The sequence below is a fragment of the Streptomyces sp. cg40 genome (assembly GCF_050320165.1).
GTDB classification, from domain to species: Bacteria; Actinomycetota; Actinomycetes; order Streptomycetales; family Streptomycetaceae; genus Streptomyces; species Streptomyces hokutonensis.
Window position 1 is genome coordinate 2,739,140 of record NZ_CP190128.1, and the last position, 16,998, is coordinate 2,756,137.

The 16,998-nt window shown below is 72.0% G+C and carries 13 protein-coding genes; 4 read left to right on the forward strand and 9 right to left on the reverse strand.

Annotation, left to right across the window (positions count from 1 at the left end; all coding sequences use genetic code 11):
- Positions 1-17 precede the first annotated feature (17 nt).
- A complete protein-coding gene (locus tag ACQHII_RS12090) occupies positions 18-968 on the reverse strand; it encodes a carbohydrate ABC transporter permease (RefSeq protein WP_427919312.1) in 951 nt (316 codons plus the stop codon).
- Between the two features lie 184 nt (positions 969-1,152).
- On the opposite strand from ACQHII_RS12090, the gene ACQHII_RS12095 reads away from it, so the two are divergent.
- A complete protein-coding gene (locus ACQHII_RS12095) occupies positions 1,153-2,016 on the forward strand; it encodes a phosphotransferase enzyme family protein (protein ID WP_427919313.1) in 864 nt (287 codons plus the stop codon).
- A gap of 122 nt (positions 2,017-2,138) precedes the next feature.
- Here the strand turns inward: ACQHII_RS12095 and ACQHII_RS12100 are convergent, their stop codons facing one another.
- The 4 genes from ACQHII_RS12100 to ACQHII_RS12115 form a co-directional block, all read right to left on the reverse strand.
- Positions 2,139-2,861, reverse strand: coding sequence for a 3'-5' exonuclease (locus ACQHII_RS12100; protein WP_427919314.1), 723 nt, complete (start codon positions 2,859-2,861; stop codon positions 2,139-2,141).
- A gap of 110 nt (positions 2,862-2,971) precedes the next feature.
- The gene (locus tag ACQHII_RS12105) at positions 2,972-4,213 is read right to left on the reverse strand and encodes an SAV2148 family HEPN domain-containing protein (protein ID WP_427919315.1); all 1,242 of its coding nucleotides are present in this window, start codon (positions 4,211-4,213) and stop codon (positions 2,972-2,974) included.
- Between the two features lie 104 nt (positions 4,214-4,317).
- Positions 4,318-5,634, reverse strand: a complete 1,317-nt coding sequence (locus tag ACQHII_RS12110) for a copper amine oxidase (protein WP_427919316.1) — start codon at positions 5,632-5,634, stop codon at positions 4,318-4,320.
- Between the two features lie 76 nt (positions 5,635-5,710).
- Positions 5,711-6,520: a Tat pathway signal sequence domain protein gene (locus ACQHII_RS12115; protein WP_427919317.1), complete on the reverse strand. Its 810-nt coding sequence runs from the start codon at positions 6,518-6,520 to the stop codon at positions 5,711-5,713.
- A gap of 200 nt (positions 6,521-6,720) precedes the next feature.
- Between ACQHII_RS12115 and glgX the strand changes: the two genes are divergently transcribed.
- Both glgX and treY read left to right on the forward strand, forming a co-directional pair.
- Entirely contained in the window at positions 6,721-8,847 is a 2,127-nt protein-coding gene (gene glgX / locus ACQHII_RS12120; RefSeq protein WP_427919318.1) for a glycogen debranching protein GlgX, read from the forward strand.
- Between the two features lie 73 nt (positions 8,848-8,920).
- Positions 8,921-11,269 carry a malto-oligosyltrehalose synthase gene (gene treY, locus ACQHII_RS12125; RefSeq protein ID WP_427919319.1) on the forward strand — a complete coding sequence of 783 codons (2,349 nt, stop codon included), beginning with the start codon at positions 8,921-8,923 and terminating at the stop codon, positions 11,267-11,269.
- On the opposite strand, the gene ACQHII_RS12130 is transcribed toward treY, so the two are convergent.
- Positions 11,266-12,555, reverse strand: coding sequence for a cytochrome P450 (locus tag ACQHII_RS12130; protein WP_427919320.1), 1,290 nt, complete (start codon positions 12,553-12,555; stop codon positions 11,266-11,268). The genes treY and ACQHII_RS12130 overlap by 4 nt on opposite strands.
- Before the next feature lie 303 nt (positions 12,556-12,858).
- Between ACQHII_RS12130 and ACQHII_RS12135 the strand changes: the two genes are divergently transcribed.
- Positions 12,859-14,151, forward strand: a complete 1,293-nt coding sequence (locus ACQHII_RS12135) for a M14 family zinc carboxypeptidase (RefSeq protein ID WP_051106012.1) — start codon at positions 12,859-12,861, stop codon at positions 14,149-14,151.
- 15 nt (positions 14,152-14,166) lie between these two features.
- On the opposite strand, the gene ACQHII_RS12140 is transcribed toward ACQHII_RS12135, so the two are convergent.
- The 3 genes from ACQHII_RS12140 to ACQHII_RS12150 all read right to left on the reverse strand — a co-directional run bounded on the left by ACQHII_RS12140 (position 14,167) and on the right by ACQHII_RS12150 (position 16,871).
- A complete protein-coding gene (locus tag ACQHII_RS12140; RefSeq protein WP_019071457.1) occupies positions 14,167-14,586 on the reverse strand; it encodes an SSI family serine proteinase inhibitor in 420 nt (139 codons plus the stop codon).
- Positions 14,583-16,178: a M14 family zinc carboxypeptidase gene (locus tag ACQHII_RS12145; protein ID WP_427919321.1), complete on the reverse strand. Its 1,596-nt coding sequence runs from the start codon at positions 16,176-16,178 to the stop codon at positions 14,583-14,585. The genes ACQHII_RS12140 and ACQHII_RS12145 overlap by 4 nt, the downstream gene beginning before the upstream one ends.
- Before the next feature lie 141 nt (positions 16,179-16,319).
- Positions 16,320-16,871: a DUF1707 and FHA domain-containing protein gene (locus tag ACQHII_RS12150; protein WP_019071455.1), complete on the reverse strand. Its 552-nt coding sequence runs from the start codon at positions 16,869-16,871 to the stop codon at positions 16,320-16,322.
- Positions 16,872-16,998: the final 127 nt, after the last annotated feature.

Genomic DNA, 16,998 nt, shown 5'->3' on the forward strand with positions numbered 1-16,998 from the left:
GCCGCTGGTTCTGGTCCTCATGCGTCGTCCCCTCCACGAAGTCGGCCTACGAGGAAGAGGGCGAGGAGCACCGAGATCACCGCGACCATCACGCATCCCATCGCCGCCGCGTACCCGAACTGGCCGTAGCGGAAGGCCTCTTCGTAGGCGAAGAGCATGGGCAGCCGGGTGCGGCCGCCGGGTCCGCCGCCGGTCAGGACGTAGACCAGGGCGAACGAGTTGAAGTTCCAGATCAGGTTGAGCGCCGTGATCGCCAGCGCCACCGGTCTGAGGGCGGGCCAGGTGACCGTGCGGAAGCGGCGCCAGGCTCCGGCGCCGTCGACGGCCGCCGCCTCGTGGAGTTCGCGCGGGGTGTTCTGGAGTCCGGCGAGCAGGGCGACCGTCGTCTGGGGCATGCCCGCCCAGACGCCCACGACGATCACGGCGGGCAGCGCGGTCCCCAGGCTGCTGAGCCAGTCGCGGCCGTCGCCTAGGCCGAGGTCGTGCAGGGTCTCGTTGAGGATGCCCGCGTCCGGGTTGTAGACGATCCGCCACATGATGCCTACGACGACCTCGGGCATCGCCCACGGGACGATCGCCAGCGCGCGGGCGAGCCATCTCAGCCGCAGGTCCTGGTCGAGGAGAAGGGCGAGGCCGAGGGCGAGCAGGAACTGGGGGACCGTGACTCCGACCGCCCACACCAGCCCGATGCGGAACGACTCCCAGAACAGCGTGTCGTGCAGCAGGTCACGGAAGTTGAGGGCGCCGATCCACTGCGTGGGCGCGGTGCGGCCCGACTGGGAGTCGGTGAAGGCCAGCAGGACGCCGTAGAGGAGGGGGCCGACGCTGAGCACGAGGATCGGGATCAGCGCGGGTAACACCAGGAACCAGGCCGCGTGGTCGGAGCCGCGCCGCCGGCGGCCCCTGCCCGGTGCGCGGCTCGGCGGCCTCCTTGTCTGCCTCGCCGATACCCCCGTCACCGATGTCATGGAATCAGCCCCTTTGCACGGCCCGGTCGGGCCCCGTCATGGTCGTGAACGCCGTGTGCCTCGTCAAGGCACCTCGCATGCCGTCCCACCTGTGCGAATGCGACACTGGCCGTCGGATGGCGGGAACCCGACGCCGTACGCACACGCACAGGGAACACGCACAGGGACGACACGGAGGCGGACGATGGACGAGGCACGGGCGCGGGACGTACTGGCCGCGGCGGACGTGCTGCCCGGCCCGGCGCGGGACGCGCGGCTCCTCGCCCTCGGCGAGAACGCGGTGTTCGCCGCCGGTGACCTGGTCGTCAAGGTGGGCCGTGACGCCGAACTCCTCGACCGCGCCCGGCGCGAGCTGGACACCGCGGTGTGGCTGGCCGAGGCGGGCGTCCCGGCGGTGCGGGCCGCCGACCCGAAGGCGCGGCTCGTCGAGGGACATCCGGTGACCGTGTGGCACCGGCTGTCCGAATCCGTACGGCCCGCCGAACCCCGGGATTTGGCCGAACTGCTACGCCTCGTCCACGCCCTTCCCTCTCCCTCCTTCGAGCTCCCGCCCCGCGAGCTGCTGGGCGGTGTGGAGCGCTGGCTGCGGCTCGCGGGTGACGCGATCGATCCGGCGGACGCGGTGTATCTGCGGGAGCGGCGCGACGGGTTCGCGGCTGCGGCCGCTGCGCTCACACCCCAGCTGACGCCGGGGCCGATCCACGGCGACGCGCTGCCGCGGAATGTGCATGTCGGTGCGGAGGGCCCTGTCCTGGTCGACCTGGAGACCTTCTCCGCGGATCTGCGTGAGCACGATCTGGTGGTGATGGCTCTGTCCCGTGACCGATACGGGGTGCCTGCGGCGGCTTATGAGGAGTTCACCGAGGCGTACGGGTGGGATGTGCGGGAGTGGGACGGGTGCGGGGTGCTGCGCGGGGCTCGGGAGACGGCCAGTTGTGCTTGGGTTGCGCAGCATGCGCCTAGCAACCCCGAGGCGTTGGTCGAGTTCGAGCGGCGGGTGCGGTCTTTGCGGGACGGGGACGAGACGGTGCGGTGGTTTCCGTTCTGAGCGCCTATTGATTGGGGGCGACCGGGATTCGGGCGACTGACGGTCCGATGTGGCTGGTCGCGCCCACGCGGCGGAGCCGCATATCGATACAGCCCCGCGCCCCTACGGGGCGCCCCCCGGGTTCACACCGTCTCGTCCTCGAGCTCCCGCAGCGGCCACGTGCCGTCGATCACCGCGTCCTGGTCGCCCTTGCGGCGCAGGAAGCTCTGGAAGTCGGCGGCCCATTCCGCGTACCACTCGATCTGGCGGCGGTGCAGTTCGGCGGGGCCGAGGGCGGCGACCTTGGGGTGGCGGTCGGCTATCGCGCCGGCCAGGCGGGCGGCGGCGAGGGCGTCGGACGAGGCGTCGTGGGCGGTGTCGAGGACCACGCCGTACTCCTGGCAGACGGCTTCGAGGTTGCGCTTGCCGCGGCGGTAGCGGTCGACGGAGCGGTCGATCGTGTACGGGTCGATGACCGGGGCGGGGTCGATGCCGCCGAGGCGGTCACGCAGGGACGGGAGTCCGTGCCGGCGCAGCTCGGCGGAGAGCAGGGTGAGGTCGAAGGCCGCGTTGTAGGCGACGACGGGGACGCCCGTCTTCCAGTAGGTCGCGAGGACGTCCGCGATCGCGTCGGCGACCTCGTCGGCCGGGCGGCCCTCGGCGGTGGCGCGTTCGTTCGTGATGCCGTGCACCGCGACGGCGTCGGCCGGGATCTCCACGCCGGGATCCGCCAGCCACTCACGGCGGCCCGCGGGCCGTCCGCCCCTGACCTCTATGACCGCGCCGGTGACGATGCGCGCCTCGCGCGGCTCCGTGCCGGTCGTCTCGAGGTCGAAGCCGATGAGCAGCTCCTGGTGCCAGGCCATGACGGCCCCCCTTCTCGGTGGTGCTTTCCCCCAGTGGTCTCCACCTTCGCATGAGCCACTGACAATCCGAGGACCGCGTTCCGCTTACCGCCGGACCGGGCCCGGACAGGTCAGGACACCGGTCGCGAATCCGCCCACATCTGCTCGAACTCATCGCGATAGGTGGGGAAAAGACCGATGTCGTCCATTTCGTCCGACTTGACGAGTCGGCTTCCGTTTCGCAGTACCAGCACCGGCGCCTCCATGCCTCGACTGCGGCGCAGATAGGACTGCACGACGGCTATGCCGTCCGAGCCGTCGCCGTCGACGAGGTACGCCGTGAAGCGGGGTGTCTCGTCGAAGACCTGGATCTCGAAGGCGCCCGGGTCGCGCAGCCGGGACCTCACCCGCCGCATGTGCAGGATGTTCATCTCGACGGCGCGGCTCAACTCGCCCCGTTTTATGCCGAGTTCACGCTCGCGCCGCTTCACCGCGCTGGAGGCGGGGTTGAGGAACAGCAGCCGTACCCGGCAGCCCGACTCGGCGAGGCGGATCAGCCGTCGGCCGGAGAAGTTCTGCACGAGGAGGTTGAGGCCGATGCCGATGGCGTCGACACGGCGGGCGCCGCCGAAGATGTCCTCGGCGGGGAACTGGCGCATCAGCCGCACCCGGTCGGGGTGGACGGCGACCACGTCGGCGAAGCGGTCGCCGATCAGTTCCTCGACCGCGTCGACGGGCAGCCGGCGGGCCGAGGGCACGTCGCTGCCGGCGCCGAGGGTCTCCAGGAGCTTCGCGGAGGCCCGCTCGGCCTGGTTGAGGACGGCCTCGGACAGGGCGCGGTTGCGCGAGACGACATTGCGGGTCACCTCCAGCTCGTCCAGGGCGAGTTCGACGTCCCGGCGCTCGTCGAAGTACGGCTCGAAGCACGGCCAGTGCTGCACCATCAGCTCGCGCAGCTGTGGCAGGGTCAGGAAGCTGAGGACGTTGTCGTCGGCCGGGTCGAGCAAGTAGCCCTTGCGGCGGCTGACTTCGCGGACGGCGACCGCGCGCTGCACCCACTCCTGGCCGGCCGGACCGGCCGCGGCGACGACCCACTCGTCGCCGTGGACGGGTTCGTAGATGGGACGCAGAACGGCGGCCACGACGGCGCGCAGCCGCTGTTCGACCAGGTTCAGCCAGATGTAGGCGCGGCCGGCTCGCTGGGCGCGCGTACGCACCTCGCGCCAGGCGTCGGCGTCCCAGTCCAGCTCCGGACCGATGGAACCAGCCGCGTCCATCGGACGTGCCAGGGACACCGCGCCGGGCGGGACTTCTGCGGAGTTCCCCTCGTGACTCTCGTCACCAGGGGGCAACTCCAGCCCTCCCGAGCCCACCCGTGCACCGCCTTCCGCTCCCCCGAGCTCTCCCCAGTCTCAACGATCAAGGAAGGGTACTCCGGGACCGGTCGGCGGTGCAGCCGGATGGACAGGGTCGTTTCTCAACTTCCGCCGTTCACATTGCCGTTCTGGTCGGCGAGGGCGGCGGGAGTGAGCGGATTCATAGCGGTGACGTCGCGCGGGGCGATCGAGAAGCCCTGCCAGTGGACCGGCATCGGCTGCTGGTCCTCGTCGCGGGCGATGTGGTGGAAGCCGACGTTCACCCAGACCACGGGCTGTGTGAGGGTCTGGCCGTTGACCCACTTGTCGACCTGCTTCGGGTGCCCCGCACCGCAGTTGGGCAGGTTGTCGCTGGCGAACTGCTCGCACTTGTTGTACTGGGTGAAGTACACGTCGTGCTGGGTGAAGCTGCGGCCCGGGTACTTGGTGGTGGGGCCGGGGACTATCTCGTAGGACCGGGCGTGGTTGTCCTTGTTCTTGCCGGTCGCGCTGACGATGCGCCACCAGCGCATGTTCTTCGCGTCGCCCGCGAGTTCCTTGGTGACCTTGGTCAACGTGGTCTTGTTCGTGGGGGTGTTGGCGCCGTGGGTGGTGACCGCGGAGTCGTACTGCTCGACGCGGCCCTTGGAGGAGCCGTCGAGGGCGAAGTCCAACTTCCAGAAGACGTCGTGCTGGTGGCTCGTCGCGTACGCCGTGGCGTTCTTGCCGAGCGGCCAGCCGCGGCCGTCGCCCGCGTCGTAGTCGTAGGGCGAAAGGCTGCCGGTGGCACCGACGTTCATGTTGATGGTGCCGTCGTCCTGGAAGCGCCACTCGGTGATGTACTCGTACCAGCCGACCTGGTTGACCGTGTAGACGAGGAAGTCCTTGCCCTGGGTCTGGTAGACCTTGTTGGCGGTGTCGCCCTGCATGCGGAAGGCGTGGCCGCGCGAACGGGTCGTCGTGCAGAGGCCCTTGACGTTCGGGTGGTCCGGGTCGATGGCGTCGGGGACCTTGACGGTCTTGATGGTGCCGCCGGGACACTCGCCGGGCGCCATGTTCATCAGGCCCGTGCCGAAGCCGTACTGCGTGAGGTCGCTGTACTCGTTCTTGCCGTCGTCGTACGGGACATGGATCTGGGCGAGCTTCGCGTCGGCGAGCACCTTGATGGGGGCGGCCTCGCCGGGCGGCTGGTAGGAGATGTTTTCCAGGACGAGGCCGGCCTCGCGCTCGTAGTGCCAGCACATCCGCCAGGTGGTGCCGGTGGAGAGCTTCTGCTCGATGGTGTAGGCGGCGCTGCAGCCGGGTACGGCGGCGCTCGGCGCGGCCTTCGGCTGGGCGACGGCCGGGCCCGCGCCCGCGGTGGCTCCGGCGGCCAGGGCGGCCACCGTGAGGGCAACGGCCCCCCGACTGCGGGCACGGCTGATTCTGTTGACGCGCATGAAGAAGTGACTCCCTTACAGGAGAAGCAAGTTGGGACAGCGGACGAAGGACTGAGCGAAGGAGCGCGGGTTCGGCTCAGCCGGTGAGCTTGCCGACCTTGCGGGCGCTCAGGTCGACGACGAAGTCACGGGCGTCGATCCACGGCCCGTTCTTGACCTTCGGGAACAGCCGCACGCAGCGGTGCGTGCCGCACTGGTCGAGGACGCCGGACTGCCGTCCCGGAGTGGCCTTGTAGATCATGGCGGTCAGCAACAGCTGGTCCGGCGAGGTGAGTTCGTTGCCCGTGGCGTCCTTGTAGTCGGCCTTCAGGCCCGCGCCGAGCGGGTCCGCGAGCAGCAGCTCGGCCGCCTCGACGTCCTCGGCGTGGCTCGCCGGCGGCTGCACTCCGTGCTGGGTGCCGGTCTGCTCGACCTTGCCGGTGTCCAGGTTGACGGTCTTGGTGACGACCGTGTCGTCCTTGTAGTCGTAGAACGTGACGTCCGCGCGGCGCGGCGCGTTCGGGTTGTCCAGCTCGTCGGGGTTCGGGTCGGCGAGTTCGACGTCGAGGCGCTGCGGGCCGCGCTTCCCGTCCACGTTCTCACTGGAGTTGAGGAACTGCTGGTTCACCGCGAGCTGTTCGACGCGCTTGGTCTCGTCGTCGGTGAGCGGGTCGCGGCCCTTGCCCTTCTCGCCCTCGGCCGGGACCTGTTGCACCACACCGGGCGCCGCGCCCAGCACGTCCCCGGCCTGCTGCTGTGTGGACCCGGCGGCCTTTCCGGTGCCCCCCGACTCGTCGGCCCCCGCCGTGCCCGGCAGGGTGACGGCGACCATCACGGCGGTCCCGGCCACCGCTATGGCCGTACCCGCCACCACCTTGCCCAGGTGGCGGTGCACTGTCCTTCGCACATCTCCCCCTACTCCCCCTGGGTCCTTCCCCCCGGACCTCTGGGAGTGGTGTCTGTCCCACTTGGATCGGCGTACGGCATACGTCGTACGCACCGGTCATTTGGTAAGAGGGATGTAAGTCATAGGTGGTTCCCTCACTTTCGGGGAGACTCATGGCCAAGGCGCCCCGGCGGCGGGGCCCGGCTGAAAGAGTCGTGACCATGCAGGTCTGGCCTGGAGAGGCGTACCCACTCGGTGCCACGTACGACGGCGCCGGGACCAACTTCGCGGTCTTCACGGAGGCCGCGGACCGAGTAGAGCTGTGTCTGCTGCACGACGACGGCTCGGAGACGGCGGTGGAACTGCGGGAGAGCGACGCGTTCGTGCGGCACGCGTACGTGCCGGGCGTCATGCCCGGACAGCGCTACGGCTTCCGCGCGCACGGCCCGTACGCCCCCGAGCGCGGCCAGCGGTGCAACTCCGCGAAGCTGCTGCTCGACCCGTACGCGAAGGCGGTCAGCGGATCGATCGCCTGGGGCGAGGAGGTGTACGGCTACCACTTCGACGCGCCCGACAAGCGCAACGACCTGGACTCGGCCCCGCACACGATGTCGTCGGTCGTGGTCAACCCGTACTTCGACTGGGGCGACGACCGGCGGCCACGGCGCGGTTACCACGAAACCGTGCTCTACGAGGCCCACGTCAAGGGCCTGACGATGCTGCACCCGGGGCTGCCGGACGAGCTGCGCGGCACGTACGCGGCGCTCGCGCACCCGGCGGTGATCGAGCACCTGGTGGAGCTCGGGGTGACCGCCCTGGAGCTGATGCCGGTGCACCAGTTCGTGAACGACCACCGGCTGGTCGACATGGGGCTGAACAACTACTGGGGCTACAACACGATCGGCTTCTTCGCCCCGCACAACGCGTACGCCTCCTGGGGCGACCGCGGCCAGCAGGTCCTGGAGTTCAAGTCGGCGGTGCGGGCGCTGCACGAGGCCGGTATCGAGGTCATCCTGGACGTCGTCTACAACCACACCGCCGAGGGCAACCACCTGGGGCCGACGCTGTCCTTCAGGGGCCTCGACAACCCGTCCTACTACCGGCTCGCGGACGATCCCCGCTACTACATGGACACCACGGGGACGGGCAATTCGCTGCTCATGCGGTCCCCGCACGTGCTCCAGCTGATCATGGACTCGCTGCGCTACTGGGTCACCGAGATGCATGTCGACGGCTTCCGCTTCGACCTCGCGGCCACCCTGGCACGGCAGTTCCACGAAGTGGACCGGCTGTCGTCGTTCTTCGACCTCGTGCAGCAGGACCCGGTGGTCTCCCAGGTGAAGCTGATCGCGGAGCCCTGGGACGTCGGCGAGGGCGGCTACCAGGTGGGCAACTTCCCGCCGCTGTGGACCGAGTGGAACGGCAAGTACCGCGACACCGTGCGGGACCTGTGGCGGGGCGAGGGGCGGGCGCTCGCGGAGTTCGCGTCCCGGCTGACCGGCTCCTCCGACCTCTACCAGGACGACGGCCGTCGCCCCCTGGCCTCCATCAACTTCGTGACCTGCCACGACGGGTTCACGCTCAACGACCTGGTGTCGTACAACGACAAGCGCAACCAGGCCAACGGCGAGGACAACCGCGACGGCGAGAGCCACAACCGGTCCTGGAACTGCGGTGCCGAGGGCGAGACCGGCGACCCGGCGGTGCTGGAGCTGCGGGCCCGCCAGATGCGCAACTTCGTGGCGACGCTGATGCTGTCCCAGGGTGTGCCGATGGTCAGCCACGGGGATGAGTTCGCGCGCACCCAGAGGGGCAACAACAACGCGTACTGCCAGGACAGCGAGCTGGCCTGGGTGAACTGGCCCGAGGAGGGCGCCGAGCCGTCCGAGTCGTCGGGGTTGCTGGCCTTCACGCGCGCGTTGGTGTGGCTGCGCAAGGAGCATCCCGTGTTCCGGCGCCGGCGCTTCTTCCACGGGCGGCCGGTGGAGGGCACCCACGACGAGCTGTCGGACATCGCCTGGTTCACCCCGGAGGGCAAGGAGATGGCCCAGCGGGACTGGGACTCGGCGCAGGCGTCCGCGCTGTCGGTGTTCCTGAACGGCAACGCGATCTCGGAGCCCGGGCAGCGCGGGGAGCGCATCGCCGACGACTCCTTCCTGATGATGTTCAACGCCTCCCCCAAGACGCTGGACTTCGTGGTGCCGGTCAATCACGGCCGCCAGTGGGAGGTGATCGTGGACACGGGCCGCCCGGAGGGGGTGCCGGCGGGCACGGGCGCGAAGGTGAAGGCCGGGGACCGGCTGACCCTGGTGGACCGCAGCATGACGGTGCTGCAACGGCCCACCTAGGGGGCACCCGGTGGGTGGACCGGTTGCCGGGGTCGATGACACGAAGGGCGGCCGGGCGGGTACACAGGTCTGCATGACACCTGAACGACCCGACCCGGCAGTGCCCACGGCCACCTACCGGCTGCAGCTGCAGCCCGAGTTCCCGTTCGCGGCGGCCGCGGCGGCGGTGCCGTACCTGGCGTCGCTCGGCGTCTCGCACCTGCACCTGTCCCCCGTCCTGGAGTCCGTCCCGGGTTCGACGCACGGCTACGACGTCGTGGACCACGCGCGCGTGCGGGACGAACTCGGCGGCGAGGACGGTCTGCGGGCCCTCGCGCGCACCGCGCGGGAGCACGGTCTCGGTCTGGTCATGGACATCGTGCCGAACCACATGGCCATGGCCCCGCGCCACAACCACGCCCTGTGGGAGGTGCTCAGGGAGGGCCCCAAGTCGCCGTACGCGCGGTGGTTCGACATCGACTGGGAGGCCCAGGGCGGACGGTTGCTGCTGCCGGTGCTGGGCGGTCCGGTCGGCTCGGAGATCGAGCACCTGGAGGTCGACGGTGACGTGCTGCGCTACTACGACCACGTGTTCCCGCTGCGTGCGGGCACCGGGGAGCTGCCGTTGGAGCGGCTCCTGGACGCGCAGTGGTACCGCCTCGGGTGGTGGCGGCTGGCCCGCACCGAGCTCAACTACCGGCGGTTCTTCAGCATTTCGGAGCTGATCGGGGTGCGCGTGGAGGACCCGGAGGTCTTCGAGGCCACGCACGGCAAGATCCTTCAGCTGCTGCGCGAGGGCGTCGTGGACGGGCTGCGCGTCGACCACCCCGACGGCCTCGCCGACCCGGACGACTACCTCATGCGGCTGCACGAGGCGACCGGGGGCCGCTGGACGGTCGTGGAGAAGATCCTCGCGGACGGGGAGCACCTGCCCGCGTCCTGGCCCGTCGCGGGCACCACCGGCTACGACGCCCTCAGGCACGTCGACGGGCTGTTCACGGACCCGGCGGGGGCAGGGGAACTCCTCGGCCAGTACCGGCGGTTCGCGGCCCCGCAGCCGGACCGCGGCGGGCACTGGGAGGCGACGGTGCGGCGGGCGGCGTACAAGGTGCTCACGCACGAACTGGACACCGAGCTGGACCGGCTCACCCGGGTCGCGAGCCGGCTGTGCGCCGCGTCCCCGGAGCCCGCGCTGCGCGACCGGGCCCCCTGGGCGCTGCGGACCGCGCTGGTGGAGTTCCTGGTGCGCATGGAGGTCTACCGGCCCTACACCTCGGGCGACACCGCGGCCGTCGTCACCGAGGAGGCCGCCGCCGAGGCCCGGCAGGCGTTCGTCGTCGCGGAGGAGGCGGGCGCCGTCGACGTCGTACGGGATCTGCTGCTGGGGCGGTACGGGGACGGGCCCGAGGAGGTCGAGTTCCGGGTCCGGTTCGCGCAGACGGCGTCCGCGCTGCGGGCCAAGTCCGTGGAGGACACGGCGTTCTACCGCTATGTGCCGCTGCTGTCGGCGACCGAGGTGGGCGGCGACCCGGGCAGTCCGGCGGTGTCCCCGGAGGACTTCCACGCGTACTGCGCGCGCGTGCAGCGCGACTGGCCGGTGGCGGGCACCGTGCTGTCGACCCACGACACCAAGCGCAGTGCGGATGTACGGGCCGCGCTGGCCGTGCTCACCGAGGTGCCGGAGCGCTGGGCGGACGTGCTGACCGAGGTGACCCGTACCGGTGGGGGTGTGCCGGACGCTCAACTGGCGTGGGCGGCCTGGCAGACGGTGTTCGGTCTCGGCCCGGCGGACGCGGAGCGGGTCCAGGGGGCCCTGTTGAAGCATGTGCGGGAGGCGGGTCTGCACACGAGCTGGACGGAGCAGCAGCCGTCGTACGAGGAGTCGGTGGCGGCGTTCGTCGCGACGGGCCCGTGCGGGCCGCCCGGTGAGCGCGTGGCCGCCTTGCGCGAGGCTCTGGAGCCGCACATCCGGGCGAACGTCCTGGGCGCCGCGCTGCTCCAGCTGACCATGCCGGGCGTGCCGGACCTCTACCAGGGCACCGAGGCCGAGTACCTGGCCGTGGTCGACCCGGACAACCGTCGGCCCGTGCCGTTCCCGCCCCCGGAGGCGGGCGCCAAGGGTGCGGTGACGGCCGCCGCGCTGCGGCTGCGGGCCCGTCGTCCCGAGGCCTTCGGCGACGCGGCGTCGTACGCCCCGCTGGCGGCTCAGGGCCCGGCGGCGGCGCACTGTGTGGCGTTCGCCCGCTCGGGGGCCGTGGTCACGGCCGTGACGCGGCTGTCGTCGCGCCTCGCGGAGGCGGGCGGCTGGCGCGACACCGTGCTTCCGCTGCCGCCGGGCCGGTGGGCCGATGTGCTCGCTCCGGAGCGGCGGTTCACGGGGCACGCGCGCGTGGCGGAGCTTTTCGAGCTGTCGCCGGTGGTGCTGCTGGAGATCGCGGACTAGGTGTGCACCCGGAGGGTCCGGGGTGAGCGGCGGACCAGGTCGTCGGGCACGTGCGGGGCGCCCGGTGCGCGGCGCAGGCCCGGCAGGGCCGTCAGGAGGGCCCGTAGTCCGTGTTCGGCCGTGAGACGGGCGAGCAGGGCGTCGGGGCCGGTGCCGTGGGCGAGCGGTCCGGGGTCGGTGCGGAAGGCGTCGTAGCGGTCCGGGTCGGTGAAGCGTTCCGGGTCGCGTCCCGCGGCGCCGAGCAGACAGGCGACGGTTGCTCCGGCGGGTATCGCGCCGACGGGTGCGACGGCCCGGCGCAGCACGATGTGCAGCGGCGGATCGCGGCGCAGGGACTCCGCCCAGGCGCCCGGCACGAGGTCGGGGCGGGCGCGGAGCACGTCCAACTGGCGTGGATGGTCCAGGAGGTTGGCGAGGAACGACGCGAGCGCCCGCGCGGTGCTCTCACCGGCCGCGCCGAGCAGCGTGCCCACCAGCCCGGTGACGGTGTCGTCCGGGAGCGGGCCGCCGTCGCTCCGCGCGGTGCACAGCACGGACAGCAGGTCACCGCCCGGGTGGGCGCGCCGCCGGGCCGTCAACGGCCTCAGGAAGGCGCCCAGTTCGGGACGGCCGCCCCCGGAGCGGCCGAGACCCGTCCGGCACCAGCGGTGCACCCGCGCGGTCTCCTCGTACGGCAGCCCGAGCGCGGCCACGGCCGTGGCGGTGGGCAGCCAGTCGCAGAACTCGGCCACCAGGTCGGCGTCCTGGCGCGCGGCGAGCCGGCGGGCGAGGACATGGGCACTGCGTTCGACGGCGGCGGTCAGGGCGGCCAGCGCGGGCCCGCGCAGGGCCCGCTCCAGGAGCCGTCCCTCTTCGAGTGCGGCCGGGTGCTCGGGTACGGCGACGAGCCTGGAGTCGGCGAGAGCCGCGCGGACGTCGTCGTAGCGGCTGAGGAGCCAGGCTCCGAACGGCTCGTCGTACACGAGCGGATGGTGCGTACGGAGGGTGCGGTAGAGCGGATACGGGTCCCGTACGGCGGTCCGCAGGCTCGGCGGTCCCGAGGGACGGGTGGGGGCGCCCGCGGTCCGGGGGACGGTCACGTCCGTGAGACACAGCACCGCCGTCCGCTCCCGTGGTCGCAGCTGCGCCGCACGCGTCCAGGAGGCGCGCGGCCGGTCGTCCGCGTCCTGCGCGCACGCGGCTGCCCCCAGCCGACCACCGCACCGCGCGGACCGCAGCTCCCGTACGGCCGTTCGAGTGAGGCGGCCGCGCTCGTGCCGTACGGCGTGCGGCAGGTCCCCGGCCACCGGCTCGCACCCGCGTACGGACCCGGGGCGCGGGTCGGGCGGCGGGCGTGCGGTGGCGGGCCGGGAGGGCGGTGTCCGTGGTGCGGGGGCACGCGCGTGTGCAGGACGACGACGTCACCGGGGGTGAGCGCGGGCGCCCGGGAAGCCCCCTGGAAATCCCCGGCCCCCTGCTGGCACCAACGCGCCTACCGGCTGCCGGTAAATGCCCCTGGGCGCCCCCTGGAGCCTCCCCCGCGGTCTTCTTGACAGTTCACAGAGGCCATGAAGTACTGCGGTTGCGAAGCCGGGGCGGAGTAGTCGGGGGTGAGTCTCCTGCCGGAGTTGCGATACCCCAGTGTGGCCGAACTGGTCTCGGCGGCCAGGGCGTTGGCCGCTCACCGGCCGGCCCTCTGCAACCTGCGCCAAGTAGGTGTCTCCCGCGCGGGCAGACCACTTCATCTGCTGTCCGTGGGGCACGCCCGGCGCGCCGTCCTGGTGGTCGCCGGCGCCCACGCCAACGAGCCGACCGGCGGCTCCACACTCCTCGCGCTCGCCGAACGGGTGGTCCGCGAAAGGGAGTTGAGGTCGGACACCTCCTGGCACTTCCTGCTCTGCGCGGACCCGGACGGGGCGAGCCTGCACGTCACCCCGGCGCCGCGCAGCCTGTTCGACTACCACCTCGGCTTCTTCCGCCCGGCGGGCCCGGAGCAGCCCGAGTGGTCGCCCTCCGTACTGCCGCCCGATCGACTGCCCCCGGAGACGCGGGCCTTGACCCGGGTGATCGACGAACTGCGGCCCTATCTCCAGGTGACCCTGCACGGCACCGATCTGGGCGGCAGCTGGGTGCAGCTGACGAAGGACATCCCGGGGCTCGCCGAACCGTTCGCCAAGTCGGCGGCGGAGCTGCACATCCCGGTGGAGACGGGCGCCTCGGACGCGGCCGGATGGCCCGCCTCGGGGCCCGGGGTGCATGTGATGCCGGCGCCCGGTTCGGACGCGGCCTACCCGAGCATGCCGGACGACGCCCGGCACAGCACCTGGTACCACGCGCACCGCTACGGCGGCCTGACCGCGGTCGTGGAGGTCCCGATGTGGGCCAGCGACCTGGTGGACGACCCGGCACCGCATCCCGCCCCGGCGGCGGCGTTACGGCGCCTGGCGCGCCGGCTGGTCCGGGACGGGCGGGAGGTGGAGCGGGTGCTCGCCGAGGCGCTGCCGCGACTCCAGGGCGTCGACGGGCCGCTGCTGCGGGCCGCCAAGTGGGCACTGGAGCTGGTGCCCGGCCTGGCCGCGGACTGGACGCACACCTCGCCGGCCGACACCACGATGGCGTACGTCGGCAGTGTGGACGCGTTCGGACGGCGGCTGCCGTTACGGGCGGCGGCGATGCTGCTGCGGGTGCTGCGGGAGACCGACGACCGCGCGGCGCCCTTACTGGAGCATCTCGTCGCGTCCTGGAGCGACGCCTTCGCGGAGCGCTTCCGTGCCCGCTGGGTGCCGTTGGAGCACCAGGTGGAGCACCAGTCCCGCACAGTCGTGGCGGCGGCGCTGTACGCGCGCGAGCAGGCGGGGGAGATCGGCGAGGCCCCACACGCGCGTGCCCGACGTTCGGCCTGACCCCGCCCGCGCCGCTCAGCCGTCCAGCGCGAAGACGTCTCCCGTCCGCGCCGCCAGGACGCACCGGTTCGAGAAGGTCCTCGTGTAGTCGACCTGACGGCCCTTCCACTCCCCGCGCGCGTGGGCGGTCACCGGGGCGTAGACCATCGGACAGAACACGCCGGCGGCCGGGATGGCGTCGATGTCCCCGCCCGCCGCGGCCAGTTCGGCGCAGGCCTCGGCCGCGCGGGCGTGGCCCTGGGGCGGGTCGCACAGGAGCAGGGTTCCGCGTGTGTCACTGGACCGGCTGTCGCCGCGGGTGACGGTGAGGTAGAGCCAGTCGCCCTGGAGGCCGTGCCGGGGCGCCGCCTGGGCGGGTGCCTGGCCGGCGGCGAGGAGCAGGGCCACTGCCAGGAGGGCACCCCGGAGGGTGGTCGTTCGGGAGGTGTACGTCATTCCAGATGCATCGGCACCGTCGCCTCGGTACCCCAGCCCGGCTCACCCGTACGGGAGCGTACGGGCGTGTGCCGCCTGGCCAGTTCGAACGCGCTGAGCACCACGCGCGACTGGTACTCGACCTGGCGTGCGACGGAGATCCAGCGCGCCCCGAAGCCGTCCCGGTAGTCGGCGCACCACTCGTCGATCAGCCGGTCCAGCTCCGGCAGCACACCGGCCGGATCGCTCCCGGAGGCGACGACGAGCTGGTACAGCAGCCCGGCCGTACGCAGCGCGAGACGCCGGCCCGCGATGCGCAGAGCCGCGAGATGCGCGGTGTTGAGCGGCGGCAGCGGGCGCGCGGCGCTGGTGTCGACATCGGGGTCCCACGCGTCGGCGAGCCCCGGGCACACCAGTAAGTAGTCGTCGACCGGCGCGAGCAGCCGCGCGGCGTCGGGCACGAGAAGGGTTCGGGGCAGCACTCCGGGGGTGGCCGCCGGCACGGGAGCGGGTCGGCCGACGTCGTGCCGGGGACGGCTGTCGGCCGTGTTCCCGGCCGACGGTCCCACCGCGCCGGCTCCCGGCCGGGCGGCCGACAGCGGCCCGCCGTTGCGGGAGAGCGTCCCCGGCTCCGTGGCGCCCGCCGCGCCCTGCACGAACGGCCGTATCCGCGCGAGGAATTGCTCCAGGATGCGGGTGTCGTGGCGCAGGGTGTGACTCACGGTGCGCAGGACCGCGTCCGCGTCGGCGGGCGGGCTGCCGTCCTCGACGCCGGCCACGCCCCACATCGGCGCCTCGACGACCGCGGTGACGGTGCCGTGCCGGTGCGGGTGGAACCAGGTCGACTCGACGGCGGCCTCGGTGATGGCGGCGGCCAGATCACCCCGGCGCGGGGGCGGGATGCGGTAGACGGCGGGACCGATGCTGGGCCAGTACAGGGTGTCGTACGGCCCGAGTTCGCGCGGGATGCCGAGGCGGGCCGCGGTGTGCGCGACGCGCTGGGCGAGGCCGGGGAGGTCGCGGGTCAGCTCGACGAAGCCGCCGCCCACGTCGACGCCGTGCAGGGAGCACTGGAGGAAGGGCCGCAGTTCGTCCTGGACCTCCAACAGGGCGCGGGTTTCCGGGAGTCGGGCCCCGGCCGCGCCGTCCGGCAGCCACTCGGGCTGTTCCAGGAAGCCGGGCCGGAAGAAGTTCCGGAAGTACCGGCCGAGGCTGTAGGGGCCGGGCAGCCAGCCCTCGTTGCGGCGCGAGCCGTCGGGGTCGAGGGACAGCAGCAGGTTCCAGGTGGCGTCGGCGCCCTCGCTCAACCGGGGGTCGGCGAGGACCCGTTCGGCCAGGCGCAGCACCGTCGCGCCGCCCACGGGCTCGTTGGCGTGCGGTCCGGCGACCACGAGGGCGTGGCGGCTGCCGTGGCCCACGGAGAGCAGCCACAGGGGCGTACCGGCGCGGGAGGTCCCGACACGGCGCAGCCGGGCGTCCCGGGGGCGGCGGGCGACGAGCGCGGCGGCCTGGGCCCCCAGCTCGTCGACGGACGGGTAGCGGAGGAGTGGTGGCAGGGCACACCTCCACGAAAGTGGTGCCGTCGGTTCACCTGATGTGCATGGTGTACGCACAGTCAGTCACGACCCGGGGGGTACGTCAACACCGCCGTACGCAAAGGGATTTCACGCACACCCAAGATCGCCACATCGGGTAAAGCCCAGGCCAGAGGTGAGGTGGGGCTGAGTTCGGGCCGGGTCCGAAGTCGGTCCGGCTCAGTTCACGGCGAGCCGGAACGCCATCCGTCCGAAGCCGATCTGATCGCCCTCGCGGACGACGGCCGCGCCGATCACCCGACGGCCGTTGACCGTGGTGCCGTTGGTCGAACCGAGGTCGCGCAGCACCCACATGCCGCCCTGGCGGCTGAGTTCGGCGTGCACCCGGGACACCGTCTCGTGGGTCAGCCGCAGCCCGTTGGCGGGGTCGCGGCCGATGCGCAGCGGGTGTCCGTTGCCCGGGTGGGGCAGCAGCAGCTTGGGGAGCCGCTCGGCCTGCCAGGCCCTGCGCAGCCGTACCGTGAACCCGGAGACGGCCTCCACGGTGCCGAACAGGGCGCGCGAGAGGCGGCTTTCGGTGGGCAGGTCGGCGGTGAGCGCCACGAGTTCCTCGGACCGGCGGGCGGCGAGCGCCAGCTCCATGCGCCGGATGAACGTGTCGTGCGAGAGCCGTCCCATGGCGACGCCGTCATGGAGAACCTTGAGCGCCTTGTCGCGCTCCGCGTCGGACAGCCGCGCGGGGTACGTGTGGAACTCGAAGGACGACGTCACGCTCGTGATTGTCGGGCAGTGAACCCCGGGTGTCCAGAAGACGCGGAAACGGCCCGCACGCGCGCGAAGATGACGACACCTGCGCCAAAGGGATGGATTCAAAAGCGGATTGATCTCGTTTGAAGCA

Excerpts from the sequence above, each read along its gene's own strand:
- ACQHII_RS12140 (WP_019071457.1), bottom strand. The coding sequence starts at position 14,586 with ATGACGTACACCTCCCGAACGACCACCCTCCGGGGTGCCCTCCTGGCA.
- ACQHII_RS12100 (WP_427919314.1), bottom strand. The coding sequence starts at position 2,861 with ATGGCCTGGCACCAGGAGCTGCTCATCGGCTTCGACCTCGAGACGACC.
- treY (WP_427919319.1), top strand. The coding sequence starts at position 8,921 with ATGACACCTGAACGACCCGACCCGGCAGTGCCCACGGCCACCTACCGG.
- ACQHII_RS12110 (WP_427919316.1), bottom strand. The coding sequence starts at position 5,634 with ATGCGCGTCAACAGAATCAGCCGTGCCCGCAGTCGGGGGGCCGTTGCC.
- ACQHII_RS12095 (WP_427919313.1), top strand. The coding sequence starts at position 1,153 with ATGGACGAGGCACGGGCGCGGGACGTACTGGCCGCGGCGGACGTGCTG.
- ACQHII_RS12090 (WP_427919312.1), bottom strand. The coding sequence starts at position 968 with ATGACATCGGTGACGGGGGTATCGGCGAGGCAGACAAGGAGGCCGCCG.
- glgX (WP_427919318.1), top strand. The coding sequence starts at position 6,721 with ATGCAGGTCTGGCCTGGAGAGGCGTACCCACTCGGTGCCACGTACGAC.